The organism is bacterium (assembly GCA_041648665.1).
GTDB lineage: Bacteria > UBA10199 > UBA10199 > 2-02-FULL-44-16 > JAAZCA01 > JAFGMW01.
In genome coordinates, this window is sequence record JBAZOP010000035.1 from 1 (window position 1) to 24,108 (window position 24,108).

General features: G+C 58.5%; 24 protein-coding genes and 1 tRNA gene. 10 read left to right on the forward strand and 15 right to left on the reverse strand.

Annotated elements, in window-relative coordinates; genetic code table 11:
* Nucleotides 1–631: hypothetical protein (locus WC683_11520; protein ID MFA4973235.1), on the forward strand; the 631-nt coding region annotated here is incomplete at its 5' end.
* Between the two features lie 9 nt (nucleotides 632–640).
* Here WC683_11520 and WC683_11525 read toward each other — a convergent pair.
* The 7 genes from WC683_11525 to WC683_11555 all read right to left on the reverse strand — a co-directional run bounded on the left by WC683_11525 (nucleotide 641) and on the right by WC683_11555 (nucleotide 7,722).
* Nucleotides 641–1,738, reverse strand: a complete 1,098-nt coding sequence (locus WC683_11525; GenBank protein ID MFA4973236.1) for a hypothetical protein — start codon at nucleotides 1,736–1,738, stop codon at nucleotides 641–643.
* A 128-nt stretch (nucleotides 1,739–1,866) separates the two neighbouring features.
* Nucleotides 1,867–2,976 carry a class I SAM-dependent methyltransferase gene (locus tag WC683_11530; GenBank protein MFA4973237.1) on the reverse strand — a complete coding sequence of 370 codons (1,110 nt, stop codon included), beginning with the start codon at nucleotides 2,974–2,976 and terminating at the stop codon, nucleotides 1,867–1,869.
* A gap of 67 nt (nucleotides 2,977–3,043) precedes the next feature.
* Nucleotides 3,044–4,009 (reverse strand): Ig-like domain-containing protein, encoded by a 966-nt coding sequence (locus tag WC683_11535; protein MFA4973238.1) that lies wholly within the window; start codon nucleotides 4,007–4,009, stop codon nucleotides 3,044–3,046.
* Between the two features lie 162 nt (nucleotides 4,010–4,171).
* Nucleotides 4,172–4,660, reverse strand: a complete 489-nt coding sequence (locus tag WC683_11540; protein MFA4973239.1) for a hypothetical protein — start codon at nucleotides 4,658–4,660, stop codon at nucleotides 4,172–4,174.
* Nucleotides 4,661–4,663: 3 nt separating this feature from the next.
* A complete protein-coding gene (locus WC683_11545) occupies nucleotides 4,664–5,494 on the reverse strand; it encodes a TIGR02147 family protein (GenBank protein ID MFA4973240.1) in 831 nt (276 codons plus the stop codon).
* Between the two features lie 182 nt (nucleotides 5,495–5,676).
* Nucleotides 5,677–7,032 carry a HAMP domain-containing sensor histidine kinase gene (locus tag WC683_11550; GenBank protein ID MFA4973241.1) on the reverse strand — a complete coding sequence of 452 codons (1,356 nt, stop codon included), beginning with the start codon at nucleotides 7,030–7,032 and terminating at the stop codon, nucleotides 5,677–5,679.
* A gap of 9 nt (nucleotides 7,033–7,041) precedes the next feature.
* On the reverse strand, nucleotides 7,042–7,722 hold the full coding sequence (locus WC683_11555; protein MFA4973242.1) for a response regulator transcription factor: 681 nt from the start codon (nucleotides 7,720–7,722) through the stop codon (nucleotides 7,042–7,044).
* 147 nt (nucleotides 7,723–7,869) lie between these two features.
* Between WC683_11555 and WC683_11560 the strand changes: the two genes are divergently transcribed.
* Both WC683_11560 and WC683_11565 read left to right on the forward strand, forming a co-directional pair.
* A complete protein-coding gene (locus WC683_11560) occupies nucleotides 7,870–8,154 on the forward strand; it encodes a hypothetical protein (GenBank protein ID MFA4973243.1) in 285 nt (94 codons plus the stop codon).
* A gap of 114 nt (nucleotides 8,155–8,268) precedes the next feature.
* Nucleotides 8,269–9,540, forward strand: coding sequence for an SLC13 family permease (locus tag WC683_11565; protein ID MFA4973244.1), 1,272 nt, complete (start codon nucleotides 8,269–8,271; stop codon nucleotides 9,538–9,540).
* Between the two features lie 20 nt (nucleotides 9,541–9,560).
* Here WC683_11565 and rarD read toward each other — a convergent pair whose 3' ends face one another.
* Nucleotides 9,561–10,487, reverse strand: a complete 927-nt coding sequence (gene rarD, locus WC683_11570; GenBank protein MFA4973245.1) for an EamA family transporter RarD — start codon at nucleotides 10,485–10,487, stop codon at nucleotides 9,561–9,563.
* 221 nt (nucleotides 10,488–10,708) lie between these two features.
* On the opposite strand from rarD, the gene WC683_11575 reads away from it, so the two are divergent.
* On the forward strand, nucleotides 10,709–11,767 hold the full coding sequence (locus WC683_11575; GenBank protein MFA4973246.1) for a hypothetical protein: 1,059 nt from the start codon (nucleotides 10,709–10,711) through the stop codon (nucleotides 11,765–11,767).
* A gap of 19 nt (nucleotides 11,768–11,786) precedes the next feature.
* On the opposite strand, the gene WC683_11580 is transcribed toward WC683_11575, so the two are convergent.
* Nucleotides 11,787–12,338, reverse strand: a complete 552-nt coding sequence (locus WC683_11580; protein ID MFA4973247.1) for a GerMN domain-containing protein — start codon at nucleotides 12,336–12,338, stop codon at nucleotides 11,787–11,789.
* 191 nt (nucleotides 12,339–12,529) lie between these two features.
* Between WC683_11580 and WC683_11585 the strand changes: the two genes are divergently transcribed.
* Nucleotides 12,530–13,276: a methyltransferase domain-containing protein gene (locus tag WC683_11585; GenBank protein MFA4973248.1), complete on the forward strand. Its 747-nt coding sequence runs from the start codon at nucleotides 12,530–12,532 to the stop codon at nucleotides 13,274–13,276.
* 165 nt (nucleotides 13,277–13,441) lie between these two features.
* Here the strand turns inward: WC683_11585 and WC683_11590 are convergent.
* The 3 genes from WC683_11590 to WC683_11600 form a co-directional block, all read right to left on the reverse strand.
* Nucleotides 13,442–13,528 (reverse strand) — tRNA-Ser (locus tag WC683_11590).
* Between the two features lie 207 nt (nucleotides 13,529–13,735).
* Nucleotides 13,736–14,701, reverse strand: coding sequence for a deoxyhypusine synthase family protein (locus tag WC683_11595; protein ID MFA4973249.1), 966 nt, complete (start codon nucleotides 14,699–14,701; stop codon nucleotides 13,736–13,738).
* Nucleotides 14,702–14,875: 174 nt separating this feature from the next.
* Nucleotides 14,876–15,994, reverse strand: a complete 1,119-nt coding sequence (locus WC683_11600; protein ID MFA4973250.1) for a hypothetical protein — start codon at nucleotides 15,992–15,994, stop codon at nucleotides 14,876–14,878.
* 181 nt (nucleotides 15,995–16,175) lie between these two features.
* On the opposite strand from WC683_11600, the gene WC683_11605 reads away from it, so the two are divergent.
* Entirely contained in the window at nucleotides 16,176–17,651 is a 1,476-nt protein-coding gene (locus WC683_11605) for a choice-of-anchor D domain-containing protein (GenBank protein MFA4973251.1), read from the forward strand.
* A gap of 19 nt (nucleotides 17,652–17,670) precedes the next feature.
* Here the strand turns inward: WC683_11605 and WC683_11610 are convergent, their stop codons facing one another.
* The 3 genes from WC683_11610 to WC683_11620 all read right to left on the reverse strand — a co-directional run bounded on the left by WC683_11610 (nucleotide 17,671) and on the right by WC683_11620 (nucleotide 19,797).
* Nucleotides 17,671–18,540 carry a hypothetical protein gene (locus WC683_11610; protein MFA4973252.1) on the reverse strand — a complete coding sequence of 290 codons (870 nt, stop codon included), beginning with the start codon at nucleotides 18,538–18,540 and terminating at the stop codon, nucleotides 17,671–17,673.
* Between the two features lie 164 nt (nucleotides 18,541–18,704).
* On the reverse strand, nucleotides 18,705–19,187 hold the full coding sequence (locus tag WC683_11615) for a hypothetical protein (GenBank protein ID MFA4973253.1): 483 nt from the start codon (nucleotides 19,185–19,187) through the stop codon (nucleotides 18,705–18,707).
* Nucleotides 19,188–19,197: 10 nt separating this feature from the next.
* Nucleotides 19,198–19,797, reverse strand: coding sequence for a hypothetical protein (locus tag WC683_11620; GenBank protein ID MFA4973254.1), 600 nt, complete (start codon nucleotides 19,795–19,797; stop codon nucleotides 19,198–19,200).
* Between the two features lie 94 nt (nucleotides 19,798–19,891).
* Between WC683_11620 and WC683_11625 the strand changes: the two genes are divergently transcribed.
* From WC683_11625 to otsB, 4 genes are read left to right on the forward strand one after another with little or no spacing between them, the layout of a single operon-like run.
* The gene (locus WC683_11625; protein ID MFA4973255.1) at nucleotides 19,892–20,578 is read left to right on the forward strand and encodes a DUF5752 family protein; all 687 of its coding nucleotides are present in this window, start codon (nucleotides 19,892–19,894) and stop codon (nucleotides 20,576–20,578) included.
* Nucleotides 20,579–20,596: 18 nt separating this feature from the next.
* Nucleotides 20,597–21,817 carry a glycosyltransferase gene (locus tag WC683_11630; GenBank protein ID MFA4973256.1) on the forward strand — a complete coding sequence of 407 codons (1,221 nt, stop codon included), beginning with the start codon at nucleotides 20,597–20,599 and terminating at the stop codon, nucleotides 21,815–21,817.
* A 17-nt stretch (nucleotides 21,818–21,834) separates the two neighbouring features.
* Nucleotides 21,835–23,310 carry a trehalose-6-phosphate synthase gene (locus WC683_11635; GenBank protein MFA4973257.1) on the forward strand — a complete coding sequence of 492 codons (1,476 nt, stop codon included), beginning with the start codon at nucleotides 21,835–21,837 and terminating at the stop codon, nucleotides 23,308–23,310.
* A 7-nt stretch (nucleotides 23,311–23,317) separates the two neighbouring features.
* A complete protein-coding gene (otsB, locus tag WC683_11640) occupies nucleotides 23,318–24,097 on the forward strand; it encodes a trehalose-phosphatase (GenBank protein MFA4973258.1) in 780 nt (259 codons plus the stop codon).
* Nucleotides 24,098–24,108 lie beyond the last annotated feature (11 nt).

Sequence of the window (24,108 nt, forward strand, 5' to 3'; positions counted from 1 at the left end):
TTTGATCGCCGAAAATCTAGTCGATCCGGAACCTCCAGCGGTAATCGTGATAGAAGAATGGGACGGCATCGAAGATGCGCCTGTCGCCCATGAAACCGAAGCGAGATCCTCTTTCTATGAATCACGGCTGGCGGGATTGCTGGGCAACGACGCGGAGCGGGTGGACCGCTTCGTGCTCTGGCTCGTCGAGAGCGGAAGATGGAACGCGATATCCGAGGTCGCAAAGGAAGAACGCAGGGGCCCGCTGGAGAGGGTGTTGAACGAGTGGATCAAATCCTACGAAACGTCGGCCCCATCGCAGACCAACACCCCCTGGACGCAGATATCGGAGGCAAAGGCGCAGGGCCGCTTCAACTCCCTCTTCAGGGAGATCGTCAACAAGGACGTGGTCATTGACTGGGACCAGAGGGTCACTCAGGGCGTGCAGAACACCGACGTATTGAAGGTGCTGGCCTGGATAAAGGATATCGACACGATAGAGGCGGATAGATCGACCAGGATAGTCGGAATGATAAACAATCTGATGATACACCTGAGGGATACTTACAAACCCGATTCCTACTTCAAGACCGATGTGGACGGTCCGGCATTGACTTCGATAATGCAGAGATTCGTCTGGCTGATCGGATAGGGCCTTCTCTCAATCGGTCACCCAGGAAGCGGCGATATTCCCGAGCGCGGACATCTCCCTTCCCTCCTCTGTCTTTTCGGGAATATCCTCCATCATCGATCCTGCGGTCTTGAGCAGCCACGCTATCTGCGGCCAACGCTCGTTGGCGCCTTCGGCCATCTCCCAACGCGTAAACGCCCAGGCGGACCTGATGAGACCATGTGCCCTGTCGAGGCCGGTCGAGGCATCCGCATCGAGCCTGAAGAGAGTGCCGGCATCGTCCCAGGAGCCGGTCGCAAGCGCGGCCGAAATCCCCCTGTGTCGGGCGATCATCGTCCCCACCGGATCAGTGGAGGCGTATCCCTGGGCGGCATTTCTGGAGGAGATGGCGATCATCCTGCCCAGGGTCTTACCCTTGAAATTGGGCTGGAATCCCCCCGCCTTGTGCGCAGCGAGGTCGGCCGCGATCAGCGCGGCATTGTCCCTCTCTTTTCCGATGAAGTATATGAAGGCATCCACGAAGGCATTGACCGCACTCTCCGCGAACATGTCCCCCAGCGAAGCGAAGAGCGCCCCGGCCATGAGCATGATCTCGGCGCGATCGAAGGTAGTGCCCTCGGGTTGCGTCGCTGCGAAGGTGACGTCGGCCGCAAGTTCGGCTGCGCCTTTCGTCCCTGCCGCGGAATCGGGTCTGCTTCCGCGAATGATATCGCGCAGGCATATTGCGGAATAAGCATCCAACCTCGCAGGAAAACCGGGTCTGAACTGCTCAAGCCCGAGCGACTTCGGCCCTGCCGCCTCAAATATGTCGCGGGGATTGCTGTTGAGCAGCCCCTCGATCCTGTGGATCTCCCTGAACAGGCCCCTCTCCGATTTCTCCCTGGAGATGAGCGACTCGCCGTCGATTATCCACCTGAGAGTATCGGGCTCCTCAGCGAAGAAGACGCTCCTTGGCGATCCCTCCAAAGCAGCGAGGGTTTTTTTGGCGCCGAACGTCACTGAGGTTGGGCCGAACAACACCCTTCCGCTCTTGAACCCGATCGGATCAAGACCGACCGTCGGCTGGATGCAGAAATTGTAAAGCGCTGTTGCGAATGTGCCGGAATTGTTCACAATCTTGCTGGACATGATGCCCTCCTGAAATTATGCGACGCCTAGCACAGTAAGTGCTTAGTTATCCACAACTTTTTTGAGAATTATGGCCAAAGGGGATTTTTCGACATTTCTCTTTGAGATACAGCGATTTAGCCGGAATTTCAGGCAAACCGGGCAGCGCCCGCCTTGAGATAGAGGGACTCCGAATGTCCGCGAAGGGTCGGGTGATCTATATCCTGGATCCCCTGCCACACGATTTCGTGCGGCCGGCCGGAGCCCTTTGATGCCGACTCAAATACCTGTTCGATCATCCTCTGCGTGATCTTCTGCGAACAGGCGCTGATCATGAGTATGCCGTTCGGTTTGAGCGCCGTCAGCGAGTCGGAGACGGCCTTCTCATATTTGCGGATCGCGGCCGCGATATCCTGCCTGCGTTTTGCCATCGCCGGCGGATCAAGGTGTATGAAGTCGAACTTCCGCTTGCAGCCCTTGAGATACTCGAACGCGTCCGCGCGCACCAACTCGATATTGTTATGCCCGTTCATAGCGGCGTTCTTTGCGGCTGCGTCGAGCGCCGGCTGCGAGCTGTCCACCGCAATAACGCTCTTGGCGAAGCCCGCAATGTGGCAGGAAAACCAGCCCTGGTAACAGAACGCGTCCAGGCAATCGCCGCGAGCAAGATCGCGCGCTGCGAACCTCATCGGGCGATAGTCGAGATATGCGCCGGTCTTTTGTCCCGAGAGCGCATCGACCTCGAAGCGCTGATCTCCTTCGCGCACGACCGTGCGCGCCTCCTCGCCCTTGACGACGGCATCCGAGTTCTCGACGATCGCGCGCGGCGAGAGCAGCTCCTCGATGATCTTTATGATCTCCTTTCTTATGGAGAGGGCGCCCGAACATCCGATCTCAAACGAGACCACGTCCGCATAGCGATCCACGATCACGGAGGGGATACCGTCGCTCTCGCCGAAGAGGACGCGATAGGCGTCCGTGACGTCGAAGAGTCTCTTCCTGCGGGCCAGGGCGCGCTCGAACCTCTCCCTCCAGAATGCGAAGTCCACCGTCGAATCCTGAAGCGAGATCACGCGCAGATAATGCGGCGAGTCGGGGGAGAGGAACGCCAGCGCCACGAACCTCCGGCGCCTGTCGAGGAGCCTTGCGATGCCGGGGAGCTTTGGCCTCCTGCCCACGACCGAGGCCGCGGGGAACCAGAGCTCGCCCGCCTTCGCTTCCCTCGCCGCCTTGTTGTCGATGATTATCGAGGAGCGCATTCAACATATGATCTATAACCGGATCGAGCCCGGTGCAAGGACAAGTGAGGCAGGAGGTCTACGATGCCTATTGCTGACCTATCCTTTCCTGCTCCCGCTCCTGTTCCCTGAGCTGCTGCATTTCCCCGTCCGACTCGTGGCATGCGTCGCTCGTGCTGCCCCAATCGCGCACCGTGAAAGACGTCTCCACATCCTGGGCAAGCGCCTCGCCCTCTTCCGATATCACGCCGCCCTCCCCTGAAACGACCAAGAGCGAGATCGTCTCGCCCATCGGGAAACCGCCGCTCGGCGCGAACGTGACCTCATACTCCTGATACTCCGCGTCTTCCCATACCGAGAGAACGCCTTCGATCGCAGTGCCGTCCGCCTGTTTCACGACCATCGTGTCGGAACTCACGCTCGCATCGTCGATCGGCTTCGTGAACACGACCTTGACCGGCCTGCACGGAGCCACGTGCGGCTGACCGTCGTACGGCCTCACGAAGAGCACGCCGAAGAGATTCGTATCCATGGCGGCCTCGTCGTCGTCGAAGTCAGCAGGGATGCCGTCGCGGTCGGCGTCCTGATGATAGTACGAATGGACGCCGTTCTGCCCAAGCTCAGCCACGTCATCGAGCTGCTCGATCCGGCCGTTGCGATGGCGGAACTGCCCGACGTCGATATCATCGCCTTCCTCAATCGTGACGGCCGTCATGCCGTTCATCGTAAGATACCCGAGCCTTTGTCCGCTTCCGTCGAGGAATCCGAACATCCAGTTGCCCGCGCGCACCCGGATGCGCCAACGGTAGGTCTCAGGGTCGATCTCGCCCTGCACCTCGCTGCCGTCGGAACCGTATGCGACGATTCCGCAGATCTCCCCCACGCACCCCGATGCGTCCTCGGCCTTGACGAGCATGGCGGAGGCATCGGTAGAAATCTCACCGGTGATGAGGCGCCCGTCATCAGAGGTATCGGCAGTGGACGATGAGCTGCCGCAACCGACCAAGAACAACATCGCCGCTGCCGCAAACGCCATTATCGCTGTCTTTTTCATAACCCACCCCTCTTTCTTTTTTGCCCGCAACACATCCCTTTCCCCACCTATAATTATCGTTGATCCGTAAGACAGAGGCACGGACTTGCTTACAAAACCGCATTCAATATGAATACATGATGGGTAGTAAACAGACTGCGCTGGGGGATATTGCCGCTGGGATCAGGAGCCGGACCCGTTTCCCTGGCCGCTCATCTGCCTGCGGGGCTCGTTCTCAGGGAATATCTCGCCGTTTCGGTATTCACAAATACCCAAGTCCACCTCGGAACCGGACTGGGACACATAGAGGCTGTTGGCCCTGCCCCCCTGGTCGTCCTGCTCGAAGCTGAAATAGGCTATATTGAACACGCTGCGCATCAACTCCAGCGAGTAGGTCTTGCCGACGTAGAGCTGCAGCGAAAAAGCGCCGTCGCTGCCCACGAGCGATTCCGCTTCATAGCCGTCATCCGAGATCGCGAGCACGATAAGTCCCGACATATCCACGGCGTTCTCTGCAGAGAGGGAGTACTCCGGAATGGTCGTCGCGTCGATTTGGCCCACGATGGTGCGCGGGACCTCGCCGGTAGGATTGCCGACCTCTGTGGCGCTGCCGCAGCCCGCCATCGTCACGGCTATCATGAGCGCAAAAATCAGCCTGAATACGGTCTTCATATGTCACCTCTTCTGTGTTACGCGGAAGAGCTGGAGATTGAGCTGATACACATCGTCATCCTCGACGCTTCCGCGTTCCGATAGATAGCCCAACACCTGCCTGCGACAGTCGTTGAGCATCTGGGCTATCTCGGGCACGTCCTCTTTCCTGCACGCGAGCGTTATCGCAGAAAAGTTTCTCTCATCAGGCATCTGCTCGCGCAGCGCCTTCTCCGCAAGGGAGATCATCTGACCGTGATAGAAATACGATGCGGCCTCGCTGGTCTCGGAGCCGGTGGTGAGGACCGCCTGCGCCTGCCTGAGCTTTCCCTTCGCGTCCTTGAGCAACATCCCAAGCTCCGTCAGCTTTGCCAGCGCATCGTCGATATCGCGGGGCGTCACTCCATGGCCGATCCTCTTCGCCAACGCATGCCGCTCCGGATTGAATCCTTTCGTCGTCACCATCTCGCGCACCACAGCATAGTACCACTTCATGAGATACTCGATCTGGCTATGCTTGATCGCGTCACCGTATTTTTTGAAGTACCTCGAAATTTCCTCGACGCATGCCGCCTTCGCCTCCGGAGTGGCCGCCTGGTTTAAGCCGACCAGCAGCTCGAAATAACGGGCCTCGCGGCGCTTGAGCTTAAGCACCTTCGAAAAAAGCGGCAGCGTATCGCGCGTGACATTGCGTTTGCCCTGAATGACAAGCTGCAGCTGGTTCGGAGAGGAAAATCCCACCCAGTTGGAGAAAGCCCTGTAGGAAAAGCCCGGCTTGCTCTCCTTCATCCAGGCATACCAGTCCCTCAAGTAACCCCGATAATTCTCGTATTTGAGGATATCCGGACGCTGCATCTGCGCTCCTCTCCAGTGATATTATCTCATAGAGCAGAGGGAAGAGGGTGGGAAAAATACTGTTTTATGAATTCATTTTGAATACATATATATACATATTAGCCAATGATGTTGATAGGTTAGATAACACATAAAGCTGACATACCATTATTCAGCCAATTGATAAGAATTCACCGCGCAATTCAGAACGCGATGCGGACGTCGAGGCCGCTCCCGGGTCTGTTGGCGAATGAGAGCCCCAGGCCGCAGACCTCGGCGATCCTGCGGCAGAGTCCAAGGCCGATGTGCGACGGCTCCAGCGGACCGTCAGGGTTGGCAAGCGCATCCAGTATCGGCTGCGGCATGCCGGGCCCGTCGTCCGAGATGGAGAGCACAGCCTTGGCGCCCGAGAGCTCCAGCGTCATCCTGCATGCTGCGCCCTGCGGCGTGTAGTCGCGCACGTTTCTTACGAGGTTGTCTATCATCCGAAAGAGCAGGTTGGGGTCCAGCGACACCTCGGCGGGTACGGGAGGCAGCTTCGCCTCGATCGGCCTCTTGAGCGTGGACTCCCACGCGGCCCTGTTCTCCTCCAGCCATCGCGCCAGATCGAAGGTCACCGGCTTGAAGCTCTTGAGTATCCGCTCGTCCTCCCCCACCTTGAGCACCGCGGTCACTATCTCGGACATGCGGTGTATCTCTTCCAGCGAACTCTTGAGAACGTGTTCATACTCCGCCTTTGTCGCGCCTTCGCGCGCCAGCGCTATCTCGGCCTCGCCCTGCAGTATCGTCAGCGGGTTGCGCAGCTCGTGCGATATGTAGCGGGATATGGCGCGCAGCTTCCGGACCGACGCCTTCGTCCTTTTGATGAGGAGGTTGATGCCGGTGGTGATCGGACCCAGGTACTGGCCGCGCTCTATCTCAGGAACCTGTTTCCAGTCTTCGATGCGCGCAGGGTCCATGCCCTGGAGATGCTCGGCGATCGCGCCTATGGGTTTCACGAGCCTGGCCGACAGCCTGTGCGCGGCGAGGAAGGCCACGGCCATGAGCACGAGGAGCATCGCCGCCCCTGGGCCCAGGAAGAGCGCCAGTATCTCGTGGTACTTGGGGAGCGGCATCGCTACCTGCATGTAGAACTGCTTCTTGCCCGCCTTGTACGGGATCACGAGCGTCTGGTACTGCTCCTGCTCGCCCTCGAGCAGGAAGAACGACGGCTTGTCGACATTTTTGTCGAGGCGCGCCGGCAGCATGTCGTAGGCGGCCCCGACCGTAGTGAACATGAGATCGCGCGACCCGTCGAATATCCTCACGATCCTGTCGACCTTCTCCATCTGGAGCGCGTTGTCGATGAAGGTGTTGAGCTCGTAGAAATCCTCCAGCTCCGAGAACTTGGTAATGCCCAGGCTCGTGAGGCTCGTGCCCGTGGCCTCGAGCTGGCGCTTCACCGAATCCTGATGGCTCTTGTAGAGGAGGCTGGCGGTGAGGAACATCCCGGCCACGGTGCAGAGCACCACGAGCGTGAACATGTACGCGAATATCCTGTTCTGGAGCGAAGTGAACATATGAGGGTGTCAGCGCTCTCCGAGCCAGTATCCCACTCCGCGGCGGCTCTGTATGAGCCGTCTGTGACCGCGGTCGAGTTTGGCCCTCAGCCCCGCGATCGTGACCTCCACGATGTTGCTCTCGGGATAGTGGTTCATGTCCCAGGCCTGATCGAGTATCGCGCTCTTGGAGAAGACGGCGCCCGGCCTGCGCGCGAGCAGCGTGAGGACCTGGAACTCCTTCCTCGTGAGATCGACCCTCGCGTCGCCCCTGAACACACGCTGGCGCTCCAGGTCTATCTTCAGGTCCTCGTATTCGATCATCGTGTCCTTGGCCGGACCGCCGAGCTTGTGCTTGCGCCTCACGAGGGCCCGGATGCGCGCGGTGAGCTCCGAGACGTTGAACGGCTTGCCCATGTAATCGTCCGCGCCCTCGGTGAGCCCCTTGACCTTGTCGTCGACGTCGCCCAGCGCGCTGAGCACGAGCACCTTCACGTCCGGGGCCAGGTCGCGGATCTTCCCCACGTCCTCCAGCGCATCAACGCCATCGAGCAGCCTGTCGAGCACGATGACGTCGTACGAGGAGGTTTCGAGCGCAGAGAGCATGTCCTGGGCGCTCCCCACAGTGTCGACGACCATGCCCGCCTGGTCGAGCGCCTGCTCGATGAATGCTCGGACCTTTTTCTCGTCTTCCACGATCAGGACTTTCATAGGGAAGGCGGACTTTAGAACGATTTAAAACTGCCATCAAGGCCAATCTGATGATTAATATGAACAAAATTTAATGTCCGTCTCATATCCGCTTCATGGTCCGGCTGTACCAATGCGCCCATCAAATGACGAAAGGAGGTGAATTCAATGAAAAAGATCCTTGGTATCGCAATAGCAATGGCTATCGCTCTCGTAGGTTTCTCCGTGATGGCGGAGGAGACGGCGAAGGCCCCGATCAAGACCGACGCAGACAAGAAGGCGGAGGAGGTTTGCAAGGCGAAGAACCTGACCGGCAAGGCTTATGATGATTGCCTGAAGGTGGAGATCGAGAAGACGAAGACGACGGCAACAGCGACGACACCGACGACGACGACGACGGCAACAGCAAAGACGCCGACAACGACGACGACGACCGCGCCTGCGACGAAGTAAGCGCAGAAAACCCAAAGGGTTTGAATGACCCCACAAGGAGCGATCCTTGCGGGGTTTTTCTTTTTAAATTTGAGGCTTGACCGAACGCCCGATGCGTAAGAAATTCCCTTCAACATGAGCCCAGGGAACATGGCCCTCGCCATATTCATCGCCTGCTACGTTCTGTTCATATTTCTCCCGAACCGCCGCAGCATAGTCGCGGTCGCGGGCGCGATCGTTCTCCTCCTTGTCGGTGCGATAAGCCCTGTCCAGGCGGTCGCGGCGATCAACTGGAACGTGATGGGCATATTCGTCGGGACGCTGATCATCGCCGACATATTCATGGAGAGCCGCGTCCCGTCATTTCTCGCCGAGCTGATAGTCGGAAAGGCGAAAAGCACGGCATGGGCCATACTCTTCATATGCGCCCTCACCGGCTTCATCTCCGCTTTCGTGGAGAACGTGGCCACAGTGCTCATCGTGGCGCCGATAGCCCTGGCCCTCGCCAAAAAGATCAGGATCAACCCGGTCAACATGATCATCGCCATCGCGATCTCCTCCAACCTGCAAGGCGCGGCCACTCTCATAGGCGACCCGCCAAGCATGCTGCTCGGCGGATTCGCGAAGATGACATTCGACGATTTCTTCTTCTACAAGGGCAGGCCGAGCATCTTCTTCGCAGTGGAGATCGGCGCCCTGGCGTCGTTCTTCGTCCTCTATTTCGTGTTCAGGAAATTCAAAGACAAGGCCCCGATCGTGCCGATCGAAAAGGTGAAATCGTGGGTGCCGACCATCGTCCTCGTCGCGCTGATCGTCGCGCTGGCCCTCTCGTCGTTCTTTGATCCCGGCTTCAGCTACATGGCGGGTTTGATCTGCATGGCCTTCGCGATCGTCTCGATCGCATGGGATCGCGTAACGAACAAGAACCCTATGATCGAAGGGATCAAGTCCCTCGACTGGGACACCACATTCTTCCTCATGGGGATATTCGTGCTGGTGGGCGGCATCACAGCGACCGGCTGGATAGACGTAATCGCCGGACACCTTTCCTCCCTCATCGGCGACAACGTGCTCTTCGGCTTCGTGCTCATCGTCGCAATGTCGGTCGCTCTCTCCGCGTTCATAGACAACGTGCCGTTCCTCGCGGCCATGCTCCCCGTGGCGATCCCCATGTCCCATAGGCTTGCGATCCAGCCGGAGGTTTTCCTCTTCGGCCTGCTCGTCGGAGCTAGCCTCGGCGGCAACATCACCCCCATAGGTGCCTCGGCGAACATCGTCGCGTGCGGGATGCTCAGGAAAGAGGGGCATGCTATCAGGTTCATGGATTTCGTGAAGATAGGGCTGCCCTTCACGCTGGCCGCGGTCGCCGCCGCCAGCGTCTTCGTCTGGCTCGTCTGGGCAAGATGATCAAAACGCAGGCAACGACCCTAGCCCTCCCCCAGTTCGGGCAACGGGCGGAGCGGCTGACGATGGTGAAGGAAATTTTCCACGCAGAATATTATGAGCGCCGACCACACGACGGCAAAGCCCGCAAGACGGCTCATGTCGAATTGCTCTTTGTAGACGATGACGCCCAGCAGGAATTGCATCGTCGGAGCAATGTACTGCAGTATGCCCACGATCATGAGCGGAATGCGCTTGGCGGCCGAGGCGAACATGAGCAGCGGGATGGTCGTGACCACGCCCGTCCCTATCAGCAGCGAGTCGGAGATCCCTCCGGAATGCAGGAATGCGCCTGTGCCGCTTCCTTCGGCCATAATGAGATAACCCAGGGCGGGCAGGAAAAGGATGCCGGTCTCCAGCGTCAGCCCATAGAGCGAACTGAGCGGCGCGATCTTTTTGACGAGGCCGTACATGGCGAAAGTCACGGCCAGCAGGAGCGCGATCCACGGTATGGAGCCGTAGACCCATGTGAGGTAGCCCACGCCGGCGACGGTCAAGCCTACCGGGATCCACTGCGCGCGGCGCAACCGCTCGCGCAGGAAGACCGCGCCCAGCAGCACGCTGAGGAGCGGATTTATGAAGTAGCCCAGGCTCGTCTCGACGATGTAGCCGGCGTTGACGGCCCAGACATAGGTCAGCCAGTTGACTCCTATGAGCACAGCGGCAAAGAGATATATCTTCAAAGTTTTGAGCGTAAGCGCCCTCTTGCGGAAGGCGTTCCACTGTTTCGTAAACAGGATTATGGCGATGAGGAAGAGAAAGGACCATCCGATGCGATGCCCCAGCAACTGCAGCGCAGAGACATCGCGCAGCAATTTCCAATAGACCGGGAAGAAGCCCCAAAGCAGGTAGGCCCCTACGCCGTAGGCGATGCCTCTATCAATAGTGGGTTTAGATTTCACCGCGTCCATAGAATTGTTTTGAACGCTACCTACTCCACCATCCACGGCATTGCAATAAAAGCCAATGGGACCGCCCGCTCCGTCCCTTCAGTGTTTTCCAAGTAAAATCAACCTGTTCGGCCTGCGGGAAAAACCACGCAACCATATCATGGGCAAAGCGATAATGAGTTCGTATGCTCACCTCTTTTCGCGCTGCGATTCCGGCGTTTATGCAGCCCGCTGCCGCAAACGTGCGACCTCCAGCGGACCCAGGCATGCAGGCTGCGCAGGCCGCATCCGCCGCAGCGCAGCCCGGCTTGCGCCCTTCGGCCCCTGCCCCCATTCGCCACGCCCTCTTTTCCCCAAAGTCCAATGCGGCTGCGCAGCTTGGAGAACCGAAGGTGTTCGTCGACGAGCCGAACCGCATCGTCCGCCTCATCTACGGAGAGCCGTTCGACACACTGAAACCCTCAGGCAAAGAACAGAAGACGGCGAGCTGGGATTATTTCGCATCCTGCAAAGAGTATCCGATCGCCTTCGAGAAGGGCCTGTACGACCTGGAGAGCGGAATATTGGGCACTCTGGGCACGGTGCAGCTGCGCGCGTTCGCGTCGGAGCTGGATCAGGAGCTCGACAGCCTGGTCGAACGATTCGCTTTTCACGGAGCGGAGGACAAGCTCCTCGCGCACATCTCGGCGGCCCGGTCCATCCTCTATATCGTCAAGATGCATTCGAGAGTCCGCGGCGGAGCAGGAGGGGTTTTCGCGCGCGACATCCTGGATTTTGCGCGCCGCCACGGGTTCGACCTTATAACCGTAAGCACGATCAGCGACGCTGCCGCGAAAACCCTGCAACGCGCGGACTTCGTGGAAAGGCTCCCGGTAGCCTATTGGGAAAAAACGTCCAAACAGCGCGCGTGGATCTACGACATGATCTCGCGGGACGTCGAAGGAGAGCGCCGCAAGCCCGGCATCGAGGTGATACACTTCGGATCGCTCAGAGGCCAGCTGGCCTTGAAAGCGGAAGTGTTCGATCACCTCAGCATGGAAGAGGAGCGTTACCGCGAGGCGTCACAGGTCCTCAGGCGGCTCCTCTACGTTGCCCACGACGAGGACCATGTCGTGCACGTCAAGACGCCGGGGTTTTTCTGTCTCACGGACGACATGCCGAAAGAGATCGACGGCAGGCGCATCGCGGCCTATACGATGTACACTTACGGCGACTTTCCGCAGCGCGCGCTTTCGAGTGCGCCGTGGGTCACGCTGAACACAGGCAGCGACCTCGACTTCTACCTGCATCCGGTTTTATGAAAAGGGGACGTCTGTGAGTTCAAGCGTCCCAACCGGTGATCCTCTTTCCCCTGATCGAATACTGCACATCCTTCACAGAGGGAAACTGCTTCGCCGTCTTTTCGATCGGCTCCATCACGAGGTAAGAGTTCCCGGGAGTATTTTCCAGATAGCACATGGCGTCCGGCTGAAAATCGATGACCGCCGTGCCGTCGCGTTCGATCGTGGCGCCGATAAAATATCTACCCAGCGGTTTGAGCGTCTTCGCGTCCCGCTTCTTCTGACACTCCGTATTATAGTCTGCCACGGACTCGGGGGAAAAGGCCGCTGAAAGACCCGTGCGCCTCTCCTCTTCCGTGGGTCCCTTGAACAACGCGATCAGCGCGTTCTTGAGCACGCTCGTTGTGCCGGGTATCGTGCGCAAGACCGCCACCGCCTCGGGCAACCCGGTGGCGCCGGTCTCGCGCAGGAAGAAGACCGAGACAGTCTTCCCCGATCCGGCGAGCGCCGCGCAGGGGAAAAACCATAGGAGCGCCAGCGCCGCACCTATCGCCGCGCGCCGTGCAACCTTCAGGGAGATTTCAGGTCTCATCATTCGGCCTCCATGAAAAATAACCGTGGTCATATTATGCGATCTTTAGGATTTATTACCTTATAAATCCAATGATATTTAGGATTGCGTTGTTGCGCATGGGCCGGAAATTTGCCCTTTACAAAAAGCCTAAGTCACTATAGTTAAAAGCAAAATAGAATCGGATTCGTTTAGAACGACTGAGGCGGAGAGTGGACATTCCACGGATCTTCAATATCACCGAAAGTGCTCACCGCATCCATAACCCGATCACACCCGAGAAACTCGCCACTCTAGGCGCGGCGCTGCGTCTGGAAACGGGGACCCGAGTGCTCGACCTCGGCAGCGGTTCGGGGGAGATGCTGTGCACCTGGGCGCGCGATCACGGAGTCATCGGCATTGGCATCGACATGAGCCTGCTGTTCACCGAGCAAGCGAAACTCCGCGCTGAAGAACTCGGCGTCGCCGATCGAGTCAAGTTCATCCATGGCGATGCTGCGGGCTACGTCTCTGACGAGAAGGTCGGCGTTGCAGCCTGTGTCGGTGCCACTTGGATCGGCGGGGGAGTCGTCGGCACTATCGAGCTTCTGGCGCGGAGTCTCAACATCGGAGGGATCATCCTCATCGGCGAGCCCCACTGGCGGCAGTTGCCGCCGACGGAAGACGTTGCCAAGGGGTGTCTTGCGGGCTCGATCTCCGACTTTCTCATGCTTCCGGAACTTCTCGCCTCTTTCGGCCGCCTTGGCTACGACGTAGTTGAAATGGTTCTGGCTGACCAAGACGGTTGGGACAGATACGAGGCGGCCAAGTGGCTCACCATGCGCCGATGGCTTGAGGCCAATCCCGACGACGAGCTCGCGAAAGATGTTCGAGCCAAACTGACCTCGGAACCCGAGCGCTACGCCGCTTACACGCGTGAATACCTGGGCTGGGGTGTGTTCGCTCTGATGCCGCGGTGATTCGTCGGCGGAATCCAGTCGTTTGCTCCGTTACCGGTGGTTACAATCGAATCGGGATGGGCGGAAAAGACGGAATGGACGTGATTCGTCACTCATTAGATTTCCTGCATTGTCGAACCCGCGCCCAGGCGAATCCCGTCCTGATTAAGTGCAAAAAACCCTCAGCGGAGGGGGCGAGATTCGAACTCGCGGCACCTGTTAAGGTGCAACTGCTTAGCAGGCAGCTGGAATCGGCCACTCTCCCACCCCTCCGCTGAGGGCGCCTGTTTCTCCGATTCACAAATTTGTCCCTAACTATAATGACTTAGGCCCTTTGTAAAGAGCGACTTTCCAGCCTATTACCTTCACCTCCAATTAAAACCACCGGTGGTTCTCCGTCACCGGTGGTTTTTCGAAGGCACATGTCTGCCGCAAGCTGATAGTAGATCCAATCGCACGGCAGCTCGGAAAAAACAGGTCCTACCATCCGAGGACATAGGCGAACATGAGGGGCGCAACGATCGTCGCGTCGGACTCGATTATGAACCGCGGCGTGTCCACCCCCAACTTCTCCCAGGTTATCTTTTCGTTCGGCACCGCCCCGCTGTAAGAGCCGTAGGAAGTCGTGCTGTCCGATATCTGACAGAAATACCCCCAGAGCTTCACGTCCGTCTGCAGTTCCTGCCTGAGCATGGGCACGACGCAGATGGGGAAGTCGCCCGCTATGCCGCCGCCTATCTGGAAGAAACCCATGGAGCGGTTTTTGGTGTTGTCCAGATACCAGTCGGCCAGGAAATTCATCTGGTCGATCCCGTTCTTTATGAGGTTGGAGTCCTTGATTATTTTGTTTCTGACCGCAGCCGTGAAGATGTTTCCCACCGACGAATCTTCCCACCCGGGCGTCCAGATCGGGAGATCCTTCTCGCAGGCCGCGACGACCCAGCTGTTCTTCGGGTCGATCTGATAGTGCCTCTTGAGATCGCCGCTCCTGATGCAGTCGTAGATAAACTCATAATGGAACTTCCTCCCTCCGGAGGGTTCCGCCTTGCCCCATTGTTTATAGAGGGCCTCCTCGATCCTCCTTATGGCCTCGCCCTCCGGGATGCAGGTGTCGGTGACGCGGTTCAGCTTCTGTCTCCTGAGATCGAGTTCCTCGGCCGGGGTGAGATGCCTGTAGTGCGGAACCCTCTTATAATGCTCGTGCGCGATGAGATTGAAGAGGTCTTCCTCAAGATTCGCGCCCGTGCACGAGACCGCATGGACTTTGTCCTGCCGGATCATCTCGGCGAGCGATATCCCCAGCTCCGCCGTGCTCATGGCCCCAGCGAGCGTGACCATCATCCTGCCGCCTGCGGAAAGATGCGCGCGGTAGGCCTCCGCCGCGTCCAGGAGCGTAGCTGCGTTGAAGTGAAGATAGTTGGTCTTTATGAACTCAGACACCTTCATGATCCCTCCGTTCCGAGAGGATGAGCGCGGTCAAAATTGATACACTCGCACCTCTCTGAAAAACTTATTGTTAGTACAATTGCTTAGACGTTTTGTCTAGGATCAAGAAAAATACGGCAGGCGAAGCGTATCCGATATCCGCTCCGTATTATGGTCTTTGGATTTGTTGGTTTTTCAGACGAGGCCCAGCGCCTTTGCGACAACTGCATCCCTGGCCACACGATCCTCTAAGAACGCCGCCTCAGGGTGATCGGCGAGCGCCTTCGACAACCCTGTGTAGATATGCTGCCTGTAGAGATAGGCGCCGGCATATCTCGCGTTCCAGAATCCAAGCAGAGCGAAGACGCTCCTACCCACGTCCTTGTTCGCGTCGAAATATCCGCGGAGCGCGTCCTCGGCCGAGATCGCGATTTCCTGATCGAGCCTCTTGAGCACGCCCTCGTGCCCGAGGCCCTCGTATTCCCGGAGCGGCGCGATTTCGAACATGGCCCTCAATTCCTCCTGCTTGGATTTCGCGCCCGCGACCTCGTACCGCCTCATCAGATCGAACAGGTATGCAGCGGACCTGAGCGCATCATCCCTGGAGGGGGTCGCCCCCTCGGCCGTGAGCATCGCATAGACGCCCCTGTTCACGGCTATGGATTGGAGATCGGCTATTGCAAGCGCGTGCGCAGGCTCGATCTTCGCACCCTCGCCCAGTTTCGCGTCCAGGATCGCGGCAAGTTCATTCAAGAGATTCGACATGACGGGGATATGACCCTGAGGTTGGGCCTTCTTCACGATGTCCGAAAAATACCTCATCAACCCGAGCACCTGAATCAGCGGCGATCGAATATTGCCGAATAGCCTCTCGTTCATGCAATACTGCATGATGCCGAGGGCATAGGCGTATTTCCCATCCTGCAACTCCATCAAGCACGACTCATCGGAGATGTGCGTCATCTTAGTGACGAAACGATCGTAGGTCTCGAGATGGAACTTGATCCTCTCCTCCACCGCCTCCAAGGCAGCGCCTGAGCGCAAGAGTTCCTTGAGTTCATGGGAGAGCGCCTGCGGATGTTTGAGCTTCGCCACAGGCACCACAGGCACCTCGCCGCGAGGCACGCCGGTGCATGCCATGAGGTATGCATCGTCGGAATGATCGAGCCCACGAAGATCATCGGCAGTCTCGATCACATGGGTCACGAGCGGGCTTGCGCGAAGGAAAGCGGCATCGGCAGGGGAATCGATCACGGTCAGGAAGTTCGTCATGCGAAACGAAGGCAGGGACCCGGCAGGCGATGCTCTGAACATGGCTCTCATCCTTTCCTTTTAGGAGATCGGCCAAGACGCATAGCTCAACATACTCTGACATGGCAAGCTTTATACGACGAAGGAGTGCAAGAAAGGCAGCCGGACCGGCGATTATCCATTTGAAGCTTTAATTTCAATATGTTATGGGACTGTCTTCAAAACAAAAAATTGGGGAGATAATATGAAAAAGATGAACAAGGCCTTCACGATGATCGCTATCGCAGCCCTCTGCATCATGTGCGCCGGCCCTGCCCATGCGCAGCTCTTCCCCACTGTCACCATAACCCCGGACCCGCTCGATTGCCCGGACACGCGCGTGGGCGAGTCTTCGACTACGCAGACACTGACCGCGACCCGCGGCGCAGGGAGCATTCCGGTGCTGATCTTCAGCACCAAATTGGGGGACAGCGCCAACTTCAGCATCCAGAATGACCTCTGCTCCAACACCGTCCTGGAAAACTCGGGCGATTCTTGCACAGTGGATATAGTCTTCAGCCCGCAGGCCAGGAGCCACTACTCGACGACGTTCTCGCTGATCTCGATCAGCAGCGACATAATCGACTCGGTCCTCATAGAGGGCACGGGCGTGGAGCCTGCCGTGACGCTCTCTGTGACGAGCATCGATTTCGGTGACCAGACGGTGAACAAGTCCAGTTCGGCGCATCAGGTGACCATGCTGAACTCGGGAAATGAAGCCCTCACGATCGCATCCATAGAAGCGAGCGATGGCTTCGCGGTGACCGACGACTGCGGGGAGACTCTGGCGGAGGATGCCAGCTGCAATCTCAGCATCGTATTCTCTCCGACAGCCGAGCAGCAGTATGACGGCAGCGTCACGATAACCGATGACGCGTCGGACAGCCCCCAGACGATCTCCCTCACCGGCACCGGCATAGCCGCGGGACAGCCGGACGCGAGCCTGTCAAAGCACCTGCTGGAATTCGGCAACCAGCTGATCGGCACCACGAGCACGGCCCAGACCATCGTGCTCACGAGCACAGGCACCGTGGACCTCGCGATCACCTCCATAACCGCCAGCGCGGACTTCGCAGTGACCCACGACTGCGTAACCCCGCTCGCACCCGACGCCGGCTGCAACCTGAACATTACCTTCACCCCGCCGTCGACCGGAAACTTCACGGGAACGGTCCTGGTGACCGACGACGCATCCGACAGCCCCCAGACCATCAACCTCACGGGCGTAGGCATAACCGTCTCAGGACCTCAGGCCAGCTTCTCCACCAACCTCATCGACTTCGGCCAGGTTGCGATCAACACGTCGACCGCTCCTCAGGTGCTGACCCTGACGAACACGGGCGACGAGAATCTCGTGATTTCAGACATAGCCCTGGGCGGAGAAAACCCCGAGCATTTCAGCGGGACGGACGACTGCGAGAGCGACACCATCGCACCCAGCCGCAGCTGCAGCGGCGCGATTACCTTCCATCCGACACAGAAGGGGATCTTCACGGCGACGCTCAACGTATATGACAACGCCACAGGAAGCCCGCAGGTGGTCTCCCTGACCGGCATCGGCATTCACTCCAGCGGAGGATGCGACCTGATATCAGGAGCGCCCCGCATGGCGCCCATGGGCGTGACAGCGCTGGTCTTCGCAGCAGCTCTGATCCGCATAGCCAGGCGAAGGATTGGTTGAGCCGGGAAGTTGCCGAAACTCAAAAGCTGCACTCGATGTTATTCCTGACGTAGCTCTGCTCTCCGTTGAACACCCCGGACAGCTTGAACGTGGTGTAGAAGGAGTTCATGCTTATCAGGCAGAAGTTGGCGAAGATCTCGGTCTGTGGACCGAAGACGAAGTCGCCACAAGCGTCCCTGATGGAGAAACCCTCGTCTCCCACCTCCAGGCCTATAGAAGCGATTTTGTCGAACGACACACACTCCCTGATCGCTACGCTGCAGAACTGCGAGAGATCATCCCCTATCGAGCACTGACTCCCTTCGCCCGTGACCTCCTTGCCCGCGAAGAAACCTCCGTAGCCGTCGCCTATGTAGTCGAAGGCAAGCGGTATGATCCAGACCCTGCCGCTGAATACGCCGTCGAAGATCGTGTCGGCATCGAGGTAGAAATCCGCGCAGTTTATCATGCCCAGGAATGTGTCCTCGCTGGAATCGGAGTGAACGAGGAGCCCGCTGCACGATCCGCCCACCATATCCGTGCACTGGCAGCTGATCTCCTCGACCGAGGCTTCGCACCCGCAGTTCACATCTTTAAAACTGCCGAAGTACGACTTGGACGTGGAGAGTCCGAGGCCGCTGATCGATTCATTCAGGTTCTTGACCATGGTGGCCATGAACGACATCGAAAACTCGTTGAATTTCTCTATGGCCCCGTACCCGTCCGGAGAATCGGCGGGCGGGCTCCATTCGTCAGCCTCATCCGACGGCGAGCTGTCATCTACGCCGGCCATCTCCTGATCAGCGGAATCATCCGAAGCGCCGAGCAGATCGGATGAGCTCCCGCATCCGAACATGATCAAAACAAAGACCACGGCGACGATGGCGCCGGCGAGATTGATGGGCTTCACAAGCCACCTCCATTCATCGATAGAGTCCACCATAATTATACGATAATTTCCCCCTCCTGGCGAGCTCCCGATCATGTGGCGATTAGGCTTAAGTACTTGATAAACATAAATAAAAAGGCGGACCCCTTGGCCCGCCCGATGCATCGAGAGAAAGCCCTACATCTTCATTTGAGATATTCCAGAACCGACTGGGTGGTGTCCACCATGAAGATCCTTCGCTGTTTCTCGTCGGCGAGCCCTGAGACCAGTTTTTTGCGCGCATCGTCTATTATGAGACCCCCGGCGATCGCCTCGTCAAAACCCTGTCTGATCTTGCTGCGTTCCTCTTCGCCTATGCCATGTTTTCTGCAGACCCCGTCGATATCATCCAGGGCCAAGGTCCGATCGCTGCGCCACTTTGTCTTTTTTCCGTCGTCCCACTTCGACCATCCGGGAGGATACTTTCCCTCGCCCCAGCCGGTCTTCTGGCCCTTCGACCATCCGGGCGGGGTCGAAGAGTCCGACTTGGCGCTCCCATGAGAGAGGGATTTCTCCGATTTAGATTTAGACTTCGACTTGTCGTTCTTGGCGAGCGCCGACGACGCTGCAAAAGACATGATCAGGGCGAACGCCAACGTGCAGGCCAGAACCTTTCCGATCTTTTCCATATGCGCCTCCTTATATCTTGTCCTTCCAGAACTTCGTGTAGAATGCCGCGTCGAGCGTGCGCTTGTTCTCCTTCACCAGTGCGACATTCTGTTCAGGAACCTGCAGGAAGAAGTCCAGCGCCATGGCGGCCAGCGCCGCCCCCTCGTCGGTCTTTATGAAATCCCTCACCGTCTCGCGGAACTGCTCCGGTATCTGCTCCTCGTTCATGGCCAGTCCGTAGTCGGCCAGCTGCCTCACCAGTCCGGCCTTTGTCTTTTCCGGCTGTATGCTGAAGTACGCGAGCACCACGTTGCCCATGAGCTCCGTGAACTGATCCCAGTCCAGGCCGTGCTTCTTGAGCATCTTCTGCACGTCCTTCTCGCCCTTGATCTTCATCACGTATTTCAGAGGATCGGCGTTCTCGAAGTCGGTCTTGCGGTCCCTTATCATCTCAGAGCGAAGCGGTCCGCGCATCTCGGAGAAGACTTCCACGAATGAGCGAAAATCGTTGCCCGTGATCGGCCTGATCCGGAAGCTCTCGAGAGAAGGTATGGATGAGTCCGAACCGCCGAGCGCCACAGCCGGAACGAGCGTCAAGAATGCGATGAGCACAGCTCTCAATATCGTCATGCGGAGGAAACTAGCGCCGCGAAAGCGCCCGGTCAAGCCCGCTCTCCTTGACCTGCGGTGCACGTTATCCTAGTCTCACATCCAAGGGGGGAAGATGGCGGAGAAAAGGGCCGACAATCCGTTCTATTTCCAGTCCAGGCTTGTTCTCAACGAGCTCACCGGGCTCAGGGCCTCCACCATTCCGGAGCTCCTCGACCACATAAAGGGCGTCCCCGGCTCGGTGATCTACCGCCACACCCACCACTTCCTTGAACAACATCAGCGCGTGGTGCCTACCGTGCCCAACGACTTCGCCTACTGGGTGATAGAAGAGCTGGGAGAGAAGCGTCTGGGCGAGAAGCTCGCCGCCATAAACACCATCGATTTCAACTCCATCCGCGAGCTGCGCGACAAAATAGCGCAGGTCATCGAGGATTACCTTCGCGCCTATCCTCAGGCGGCCTCCCGAACCCCGCCTCCAGGATTGGAGTTCCACTTCATGAAATCGCAGAGCTTCATATTCCAGACGCAGCATGCGGCCTACACCCTTGAGGAATTCTGCGACTGCCTCATGAAGGTGACGCTCACATCGGTCTATTACCACGTCTTCGAGTCCAGGCTGCGCTTCGAGAGGCCTGCGAACGACTTCTCCAGATGGCTCGCCGGCGAGCTGGGCGAAAAGGAACTCGCCGGCGCCATAGCAAGGCTCAACCCGTACGATCACTCCCTGGAGGGTCTGAGGGAGAAGATCATCACGCTGGTGCACAAGCGTTCGCTGCAACTGATCGGTCGGCCGCAGTAAGGTCGGCGGGAAGGGAATATGCCGGGGCTATCGGAATATGAGCCGATCGTAGGGCGGTACGTGATCGAAGAGCTGCGGATGCTCGCATCCAAGCTCTCCGGCAGGACCGTCCAGATGGTCAATTCCACTGCAGTCGGCGGCGGCGTCGCGGAGATACTCAACCGCATGATGCCTCTGCTTCTGGAGATGGGCATCGACGCCCGCTGGGACGTCATAAAGGGCGGAGACAAGTTCTTCTGGGTCACCAAGACCATTCACAACGCCCTCCATGGCGCCGCCGAGGGCCTGTCTCAAGACATGATCGACGAATTCATGCAGACAAGCGAAGCGAACAACCGCGCCATCGATTGCAACGCGGACATAGTATTCATACACGATCCGCAGCCGATTGCGCTCGTGCAGCAGAAGGAGTCCAGGGGTAACAAGTGGATATGGCGCTGCCATGTGGACGTATCCAACCCGAATCCTCAGGTGTGGGAGTTCCTCCGCCGCTTCATAGTCAAATACGACGCTTCCGTCTTTTCCGCTCCCCAGTTTTCCCAGGTGCTCCCCATAAGGCAGGCACTGATCTCGCCGTCCATCGACCCTCTCGCGGACAAGAACAGGGAGCTGACACGCAATGAGATCGAGGAGGTCCTGCACCGCTTCGGGATCAAACGCGACAAACCGATAATCACGCAGGTGAGCAGGTTCGACTTCCTCAAGGATCCGGTCGGCGTGATCGAGGCATTCAGGATGGTCCGAAAGTCCGTCGATTGCCAGCTCATCCTCGCCGGCGGTACTGCGTCCGACGACCCGGAGTCGGAGATCGTCCTGAACGAGGTCATGAAGTCGGCCGACGGAGACGAGGACATACACGTCCTCCTGATTCCCCCCGGCAGCAACGTGGAGATCAACGCACTCCAGCGCGCGTCGAGCGTCGTGGTGCAAAAATCGATCAAGGAGGGATTCGGGCTCACGGTCTCCGAAGCGCTGTGGAAAGGCAAACCGGTAGTGGCGAGCGCCGTCGGCGGCATCCCGCTGCAGATAAAACACCGGTTTTCGGGAATGCTCTGCCACAGCGTGGAGGGGGCATCGAACTCCATCAAGTACCTGCTGAACAACCCTGATTTCGCCAAGCAGCTCGGCGATAACGGACGAGAACAGGTCAGGTCGCACCACCTGCTCACCCGACACCTGACGGAATATCTGCTGCTGTTCCTCTCGCTTTACTCGGACGCCGACGTTGTGAACCTGTAGCGGATGTAGGAGGCATTATGTGGGACAAGGATTCTCTGAGGCAAACCCTTGCCGAGAAAGTGGGCGACAACCTCTTCGTCGTGGTCTCCAACCGCGAGCCGTACATCCACAGCTGGCGCGAGGGCAAGATTACGGTCTCCAGGCCCGCCTCCGGGCTCGTGACCGCCATCGACCCCATGCTCCGCGCATCCCAGGGGATATGGGTCGCGCACGGCAGCGGCAACGCCGACAGGAGCGTCGTTGACGACAAGGGGAGGATAAAGGTCCCGCCGGGCAAGGAGCTCTACACCCTGCGGCGGGTCTGGCTCACAAAGGAGGAAGAACTGGGGTACTACTACGGACTGGCCAACGAAACCTTATGGCCGCTCTGTCACGTCGCATACGCGAGGCCGACCTTCAGCCTCCCCGACTGGGAGATGTACAAGAAGGTGAACCAGCGCTTCGCAGACGTGGTCCTGGACGAGATCGGCGACAGGAAGGCGTTCGTCTGGGTGCAGGATTATCACTTCGCGCTGCTGCCGGCGATGCTCAAGAAAGCCAGGCCGGACCTGATGGTCGCGCAGTTCTGGCACATCCCCTGGCCCAACCCGGAGATATTCCGGATCTGCCCCTGGAGCCAGGAGATAATCGAAGGGATGCTGGGCAACGACCTGCTCGGGTTCCACATCCGGTGGCACTGCGACAACTTCATGAACACCGTGGACCTGACGCTGGAAGCGCGCGTGGACAGGGAGAGCTCCACCGTCTTCCACCACGGGGGGCTGTCCACCAAAGTGATGCCCTTCCCGATAAGCGTGGACTTCAGCCAGATCGATGAGGACGCGCAACAGGATTTCTCCGGCAACGAGACTGTGAGCGACATCATGGACCTCCTGCCGTTGAAGTATGAGGTGATGGTGCTGGGCATCGACCGAATCGACTATACGAAGGGCATACCCGAGCGCCTCAAGGCCATCGACCGCTATCTCGAAAAACACCCGGAGATGATCGAGAAGTTCCTCTTCGTGCAGATAGGATCGCTCTCGCGAATACACATCGACCTGTACAAGCAGCTCAACGACGAGATCAACCGCATGGTCGAAGAGATCAACTGGAAGTACTCCACCGAAAACTGGCAACCAATAGTCATGCTGCGCAGGGGATTGGTGTACCCCGAGATACTCGCGTTCTACCGCATGGCCAAGGTCTGCATCGTGAGCTCGCTCCACGACGGCATGAACCTCGTGGCCAAGGAGTACATCGCCAGCTGCTCCGGGGGCGACGGCGCGCTCGTGCTCTCGCGCTTCACCGGCGCGTCCCGCGAGCTGGACAAAGGCGCCATCGTCATCAATCCCTACGACACCGAGGCGTTCGCAGACGCGATACACGAGGCGATCTCCATGACCGAGGAGGAACGCAGCGGCAAGATGGAAAAACTCCGCTCCATCGTCTCGGAGTACAACATATACCGATGGGCCGCCAAATTCATATCCGAGCTATCCAAGATAGCGTAGGTCGATTGTGCGAAGATTCGGAAGACACGAGCAAGAGATCATGGAGCGCTGCATCAAGGCCGGCAGCGCCTTGCTGCTCTTCGACTTCGACGGCACGCTCGCCCCGATCGTGGGGCATCCGGACAGCGCGCGGCTGCCCGGGCGATGGCGTTCCCGCCTCGAGACGCTGGCTCGCCATCGGCGCATAGCGGTGGGCATCGTCACCGGCAGGCCTTATCACGACATCAGAAAGCGGATTCCATCCCGAGGCATCGTCGTATCGACCGACCACGGGCACGAAGTGCGTCTGGGGAGGAAACTCCTCATGAGCGTCGGAGGAGGACTGAAGAAAAAAATGGCGGCCCTGGCCAAAGAGGCTGCGTCGATACTCGATGAGGCGCCGGAGGCGTACGTCGAGAGAAAAGACTACTCGGTGGCCTTCCACTACAGGCTGGTGCCGCCGCAAAAAAAGGCGCAGGCGTCCCGGAAATTCGCGCAGATCGCGCGGCCGTACTGCAGGAGACTCGGTCTGAAACTCTCCAGGGGCAAGCAGCTCCTGGAGGTCCGGCAGGCAGGCCTCTGGGACAAGGGCAAGGCATCGATGTGGATATGGCGCAAACTCGCTCCGCGGGCGCTGCCGTTCTATTTCGGCGACGACACGACCGACGAGGACGCCTTCAGGGCGATCGGCGGACACGGGGTGACGGTTCGGATCGGAAAGAAGACGGGCAGCTTCGCCCGATACTTCATGGAGGAGATGGACGAGGCCGCCCGTTTTCTGGACTCGCTCTGCAGGTCGCTTAAATAGACGCCCCTCTT

What these genes read in the sequence shown, in the direction of transcription:
- WC683_11525 (MFA4973236.1), bottom strand. Translation starts at nt 1,738, where the DNA reads ATGTCCAGCAAGATTGTGAACAATTCCGGCACATTCGCAACAGCGCTT.
- WC683_11620 (MFA4973254.1), bottom strand. Translation starts at nt 19,797, where the DNA reads ATGACGATATTGAGAGCTGTGCTCATCGCATTCTTGACGCTCGTTCCG.
- WC683_11600 (MFA4973250.1), bottom strand. Translation starts at nt 15,994, where the DNA reads ATGTTCAGAGCATCGCCTGCCGGGTCCCTGCCTTCGTTTCGCATGACG.
- WC683_11580 (MFA4973247.1), bottom strand. Translation starts at nt 12,338, where the DNA reads ATGAGACCTGAAATCTCCCTGAAGGTTGCACGGCGCGCGGCGATAGGT.
- WC683_11625 (MFA4973255.1), top strand. Translation starts at nt 19,892, where the DNA reads ATGGCGGAGAAAAGGGCCGACAATCCGTTCTATTTCCAGTCCAGGCTT.
- WC683_11545 (MFA4973240.1), bottom strand. Translation starts at nt 5,494, where the DNA reads ATGCAGCGTCCGGATATCCTCAAATACGAGAATTATCGGGGTTACTTG.
- WC683_11635 (MFA4973257.1), top strand. Translation starts at nt 21,835, where the DNA reads ATGTGGGACAAGGATTCTCTGAGGCAAACCCTTGCCGAGAAAGTGGGC.
- WC683_11595 (MFA4973249.1), bottom strand. Translation starts at nt 14,701, where the DNA reads ATGAAGGTGTCTGAGTTCATAAAGACCAACTATCTTCACTTCAACGCA.
- WC683_11530 (MFA4973237.1), bottom strand. Translation starts at nt 2,976, where the DNA reads ATGCGCTCCTCGATAATCATCGACAACAAGGCGGCGAGGGAAGCGAAG.
- WC683_11550 (MFA4973241.1), bottom strand. Translation starts at nt 7,032, where the DNA reads ATGTTCACTTCGCTCCAGAACAGGATATTCGCGTACATGTTCACGCTC.
- rarD (MFA4973245.1), bottom strand. Translation starts at nt 10,487, where the DNA reads ATGGACGCGGTGAAATCTAAACCCACTATTGATAGAGGCATCGCCTAC.
- WC683_11560 (MFA4973243.1), top strand. Translation starts at nt 7,870, where the DNA reads ATGAAAAAGATCCTTGGTATCGCAATAGCAATGGCTATCGCTCTCGTA.
- WC683_11605 (MFA4973251.1), top strand. Translation starts at nt 16,176, where the DNA reads ATGAAAAAGATGAACAAGGCCTTCACGATGATCGCTATCGCAGCCCTC.
- WC683_11630 (MFA4973256.1), top strand. Translation starts at nt 20,597, where the DNA reads ATGCCGGGGCTATCGGAATATGAGCCGATCGTAGGGCGGTACGTGATC.
- WC683_11540 (MFA4973239.1), bottom strand. Translation starts at nt 4,660, where the DNA reads ATGAAGACCGTATTCAGGCTGATTTTTGCGCTCATGATAGCCGTGACG.
- WC683_11555 (MFA4973242.1), bottom strand. Translation starts at nt 7,722, where the DNA reads ATGAAAGTCCTGATCGTGGAAGACGAGAAAAAGGTCCGAGCATTCATC.
- WC683_11565 (MFA4973244.1), top strand. Translation starts at nt 8,269, where the DNA reads ATGAGCCCAGGGAACATGGCCCTCGCCATATTCATCGCCTGCTACGTT.
- WC683_11615 (MFA4973253.1), bottom strand. Translation starts at nt 19,187, where the DNA reads ATGGAAAAGATCGGAAAGGTTCTGGCCTGCACGTTGGCGTTCGCCCTG.
- WC683_11535 (MFA4973238.1), bottom strand. Translation starts at nt 4,009, where the DNA reads ATGAAAAAGACAGCGATAATGGCGTTTGCGGCAGCGGCGATGTTGTTC.